Here is a 1,531-nt window from a genome sequence, read left to right as displayed (position 1 = left end):
TAAGCCGCGTCTTGTTGACATTGAACAGATCAATACGACACACGCGAAAGTAACTCTTGAGCCATTAGAGCGCGGTTTCGGCCACACTCTAGGTAATGCTCTTCGCCGCATTCTTCTATCTTCTATGCCGGGTTGTGCCGTAACAGAAGTTGAAATTGAAGGTGTGCTACACGAATACAGCACTAAAGAAGGCGTTCAGGAAGATATCCTGGAAATCCTTCTAAACCTTAAAGGTTTGGCTGTACGCGTTGCTGAAGGCAAAGATGAAGTGTTTATTACACTGAACAAATCAGGCTCAGGCCCTGTTGTTGCAGGTGACATCACCCACGATGGTGATGTAGAGATCGCTAACCCTGAGCACGTAATTTGTCACCTAACGGATGACAACGCTGAGATCGCTATGCGTATCAAAGTAGAACGTGGTCGTGGTTACGTTCCAGCTTCAGCTCGTATCCATACTGAAGAAGATGAGCGTCCTATCGGTCGTCTACTAGTTGACGCTACTTACAGCCCGGTTGATAAAATCGCTTACGCTGTAGAAGCGGCACGTGTAGAACAACGTACTGATTTAGACAAGCTTGTTATCGATATGGAAACGAACGGTACTCTAGAACCTGAGGAAGCAATCCGTCGTGCAGCTACTATTTTAGCTGAACAACTGGATGCGTTCGTAGATCTTCGTGATGTACGTGTACCTGAGGAGAAGGAAGAGAAGCCAGAATTCGATCCTATCCTACTACGTCCTGTAGACGATCTTGAACTAACAGTTCGCTCTGCTAACTGTTTGAAAGCAGAAGCGATTCACTACATCGGTGATCTTGTACAGCGCACTGAGGTTGAGCTACTTAAAACGCCAAACCTTGGTAAGAAATCTCTTACAGAGATTAAAGATGTGCTTGCTTCACGTGGTCTTTCTCTAGGCATGCGTCTAGAAAACTGGCCACCAGCGTCAATCGCTGAAGATTAATCGAAAAGTTAGAAGGATTAGGTCATGCGCCATCGTAAAAGTGGTCGTCAACTCAACCGCAACAGCAGTCATCGCAAAGCGATGTTCAGCAACATGGCTAGCTCTCTTGTTCGTCACGAAGTTATTAAAACTACCGTGCCTAAAGCAAAAGAACTACGTCGCGTAATTGAGCCATTGATTACCCTAGCTAAGACAGACAGTGTTGCTAACCGTCGTCTTGCATTTGCTCGCACTCGTGATAACGAAGTTGTGGCAAAACTATTTAATGAACTAGGCCCGCGTTTCGCGGCTCGCCAAGGTGGTTACACTCGCATTCTTAAATGTGGTTTCCGTACTGGTGATAAAGCTCCAATGGCTTACATTGAGCTTGTAGACCGCCCAGCTGCTGAAGAAGCTGCTGAGTAATCTATACTAGATTCTTAATACAAAAGCCGAGCATTAGCTCGGCTTTTTTGTGTCTGTAGAACAAGGAATAGACAATAGAAATTGCACCATGATGTTTGGCACTTTTTGCTTGTCTTATCTGCTCCAATTTTCAAAAATGTCTCGTATCTCGTATCTCGT

The 1,531-nt window shown here is 45.2% G+C and carries 2 protein-coding genes; both read left to right on the top strand.

The window, feature by feature from the left end:
- A partial coding sequence (locus AB4307_RS18240; RefSeq protein WP_372132853.1) for a DNA-directed RNA polymerase subunit alpha occupies nt 1–967 on the top strand: 967 nt, incomplete at its 5' end.
- 24 nt (nt 968–991) lie between these two features.
- Nucleotides 992–1,372: a 50S ribosomal protein L17 gene (rplQ, locus tag AB4307_RS18235; RefSeq protein ID WP_004729812.1), complete on the top strand. Its 381-nt coding sequence runs from the start codon at nt 992–994 to the stop codon at nt 1,370–1,372.
- Nucleotides 1,373–1,531 lie beyond the last annotated feature (159 nt).

This window comes from Vibrio sp. 10N.261.52.C2 (assembly GCF_041471425.1).
Classification (GTDB): Bacteria; Pseudomonadota; Gammaproteobacteria; order Enterobacterales; family Vibrionaceae; genus Vibrio; species Vibrio crassostreae_C.
This window is presented reverse-complemented; position numbering and strand designations above follow the sequence as displayed.

Coding starts and splice junctions, on each gene's coding strand:
- rplQ (WP_004729812.1), top strand. CDS start 992: ATGCGCCATCGTAAAAGTGGTCGTCAACTCAACCGCAACAGCAGTCAT.